The following is a 3265-nucleotide window of genomic DNA, read 5'->3' as shown; positions in this document are numbered from 1 at the left end:
TCAGGGTACCGGACGGATCCGAACCGTCATAGCAGTCGCCTGGCATCACGGTCTGCACGTTGGGGGTATTCATCCGGAAAGAGTCCCACCGCTGTGTGCGCCAGGTCTCTCCAATGCGGCCTCTCTCCAGTATCCTGTGGCTTAGGCCCCGCCGTGCCAGCGAATGGCTGATGCCCAGGCCGGCCCAGCCGGCCCCGACGACCACCGCATCAAGGACATTGGCGTTACTCGTCATTGCCGCAATCCCGATGCTAGTGCATGTCGCCCAAAAATGGCGTCCGCATAGTCTCCCCGAAGGTGCGAGGGCAAGATAGCAGTTCTGTCGGCTCACGCCACGATCAAAATCTCGCCCGACGCCGGCAGTGGGGAGGCTACCGCAAGGGGGCCGGATTCCGGTATCTCACGCCGCGGATTTGAGGTGGTCGATGAAGGCGCGCAGCTTCGGCAGGACTTGGCGCTTGCCGGGATGATACAGGAAGACGCCCGGCGTCGTGGCGGCGATGCCGTCCAGCACCGGTTCGAGTTTACCTTCGGCTATCGGACCTTCAGCGATTGGTCGAGGCGTCTGCGCCAGCCCGACGCCCCGCATCGCGGCCCCGAGCAATGTCGGATAATCGTGCGCAATCAGCGGGCCTGAGAGCATCGCCCCGATCGCCTCGTTGCCGTCGACGAAACCCCAGGGAGCAATGGCGCCATTCGAACGGCGCAAGCGCAGGCAGGCGTGGTTGCGCAAATCGTCGACGCGTTCGGGGCGGCCATGGCGTTTGAGATAGTCAGGGCTGCCGACGACCACGAAGGAAAATGACGGGGTTAGCCGCACCGCGACCATGTCGACCGCGATGAACTGGCCAAGACGGATACCGGCATCGAACCCGCCGGCCGCGAGATCGACCATCTCGTCGCTCGCGGCGATCTCCAGTTCGATCTCGGGATAGGCCCGGCAGAACGACGCGATCATCGGCTCCAGGATCAAGGGCACGACGGCGCGGGGTACGGACAGGCGCAGCAGACCGGTCGGCCGCCGGCCGATGTCACGCACCGCCTCGCCGGCCGCCACAAGTTCTTCGAAAGCAGGGCCGGCACGGTCGAGGAACCGTTGGCCAGGCTCGCTCAAGCCGACACTCCGCGTTGTGCGAACGAACAACGCCGCACCCATGCGTGTTTCCAGCGCGCGCACCGCCTGGCTCACGGCGGACGGTGTCACGCCGAGTTCCGCTGCGGCGCGGCGGAAGTTGCGGTGCCTGGCGACGGCCAGGAATGCCTCGACGCCCTCCAGCGCTCCGTGCCGGACTGTGTAGTTCTGCTTCATGGGTTGTTGTGATTACAGCGGATGGTCGAATTATGGAAGCGGGCTTAGTAGGTCGGTCAAGGTCGTCCGCCAAGGGCTGCCCTGCGTCTCACGAGGTGTCGGAGGTCGCATGAACCAGTTTCGAGAGAGGCCAGATGTCAACCGAGGTCGTGTTCCAAATCCATCTTGTTCTGGGCTATGTCGCGTGGCTGCTTTGCTTCGCCGTATACGGTTTGCCGTGGCTCAGGTCTATGGACCGGGTCGCGACGCAACGCGCTGTCGCCACTCTGCACAGCTTCCGCTTCTTCGGGCTGGTCTTCCTCGTTCCGGGTGTCGTCGGCCCCGATTTGCCTGCCGGCTTTGCCGTGTTTGCTGCCTACGGCGACCTCATAACAGGAGTGCTGGCCATGCTGGCGCTGGTCACGGCAAGGATACCTCGGATCTTCTGGGCGCTCGTCGTTGCTTTCAATCTGGTCGGGACTGTCGACCTCGTCGTAGACTATTACCACGCCATCCAGGTCGGCCTTCCCCAGCGTGCGGGCGAACTGGGCGCCACCTACGCGATCCCGATCATCTACGTGCCGCTGCTGATGATCACGCACACCGTCGCGCTCTATTTTCTGGTGCGTCCTCCGCAAGCCGCGACTTGACCTGTCGCAGACTAATCCTTTGCCGCCGCCCTGATGTCCAGCAGACCGTAGCCGAAATCATCGTCGCGTCCCTTGGGGCCGAGATCCCTTGCCGTCGCCGCGAGCGCCTTCTCGATGCCGTCGGCCGAGCGATCGGGCGCGGCATGGATGAGATTGGCGATAGCGCCGCTCACGATCGCCGCCGCAAACGAGGTGCCGGTGACCACGTCCGAACCGCCGCCGCTCGGCGCCACCATCTCGACGCCGGGCGCCGAGATGAAGACATAGGCGCCGCGATTGGCCTGCGGCATCAGCCCGTCCTTGGCATCAGTGGCGGTGACTGCGATGACACCATCGAAAGCCGCCGGATAGCCATAGGGCGCCTTCGGCCCGTTGTTGCCGGCTGCGGCGACCAGCACCATGCCGAGTGCGCGGGCATTGCGGCAGGCGACGCCGAGCAAATCGTTCTTCGGCCCGACGAAGCTCATATTGATGATGCGCACGTCCTGTTCCGCCGCCCAGTCGAGCGCCGACAGGATGACGTCCATGGTCGACTTGCCGCCCTCGAAGGCGCGGGCGTGATAGATCTTTGCGCCCGGCGCCATGCCTTCCAGCACGCCGACGCCGGCGATCAGCCCGTCGATCGACGTGCCGTGATCGCGCTTTTCGATCGGCACGTCGGGCATGGCGTCGAACTGCCCGGCAATGACGCCCGACAGCGCCGGGTTGGTGTCGTCGATGCCAGTGTCGATCACCGCGATGCGGACGTTTTCGCCGCTGGCCTGCTTGGCATCGAGCGCGATACGATCGAACGCATAGTTGACGATGCCGGCGGCCTGCTGCAGCGAATAGACATGGTTGGGCTCGCGCCGCTGGGTGCGGCCGTCGGCGGCCAGTTGCGCCAGCACGACGCCGACGGGCCGGCCGTCGGGAATGCCGAAGCGCACCAGCGTGGTGCCAAGCAGAAGCGACTGGCGCTGCGAGCGCACCTGCAGGCCGAAGGAGGCGGCGATCTGCTGGACAGCGCCGGCATCGCCGTCGACGGTCACCAGCACCTCGTCGGGCACGAAATCGCCAACCACCGCGCGCGGCGGCTGAACGGCAATAAGATCGGTCGGCGAGACGATCGGGCCACCGGGCGGGGGGCCGGCTTGAGTATCGGCCGGCGGCGTTGCGGGCGCCGGCCGGGGCGTCGGTACCGGTGTTGGAGACGCCGCCGGGTTGGGAAACAGGTCGACGATCAGCGCCGGCAGGAAGACCGCGCCGGATTGGCCTGCGTCCGATCCGCTCTTTGTGTCATTGCCATCCTTGGCGCAATCGGCGCCCGCCGCGTTGGTCCCGTTGCGGC

4 protein-coding genes are annotated in these 3265 nt (G+C 65.7%); 1 reads left to right on the top strand and 3 read right to left on the bottom strand.

What is annotated here, in order from left to right; all coding sequences use genetic code 11:
* Nucleotides 1-235, bottom strand: a 235-nt coding sequence (locus EN750_RS40025; protein WP_210212768.1) for an NAD(P)-binding protein, incomplete at its 3' end; no start/stop codon positions are given.
* 165 nt (nucleotides 236-400) lie between these two features.
* Nucleotides 401-1309, bottom strand: a complete 909-nt coding sequence (locus EN750_RS25395; RefSeq protein WP_127398170.1) for a LysR family transcriptional regulator — start codon at nucleotides 1307-1309, stop codon at nucleotides 401-403.
* Nucleotides 1310-1443: 134 nt separating this feature from the next.
* Between EN750_RS25395 and EN750_RS25390 the strand changes: the two genes are divergently transcribed.
* A complete protein-coding gene (locus EN750_RS25390) occupies nucleotides 1444-1938 on the top strand; it encodes a hypothetical protein (protein ID WP_127271222.1) in 495 nt (164 codons plus the stop codon).
* 11 nt (nucleotides 1939-1949) lie between these two features.
* Here the strand turns inward: EN750_RS25390 and EN750_RS25385 are convergent.
* Nucleotides 1950-3265: S8 family serine peptidase (locus EN750_RS25385; protein ID WP_245482807.1), on the bottom strand; the 1316-nt coding region annotated here is incomplete at its 5' end.

Origin of the sequence: Mesorhizobium sp. M7A.F.Ca.ET.027.03.2.1 (assembly GCF_003999175.1) — a bacterium.
GTDB lineage: Bacteria > Pseudomonadota > Alphaproteobacteria > Rhizobiales > Rhizobiaceae > Mesorhizobium.
The sequence above is the reverse complement of the archived record's forward strand: the minus strand, read 5'-3'. Positions and strand labels throughout refer to the sequence as shown.

What these genes read in the sequence shown, in the direction of transcription:
- EN750_RS25390 (WP_127271222.1), top strand. Translation starts at nt 1,444, where the DNA reads ATGTCAACCGAGGTCGTGTTCCAAATCCATCTTGTTCTGGGCTATGTC.
- EN750_RS25395 (WP_127398170.1), bottom strand. Translation starts at nt 1,309, where the DNA reads ATGAAGCAGAACTACACAGTCCGGCACGGAGCGCTGGAGGGCGTCGAG.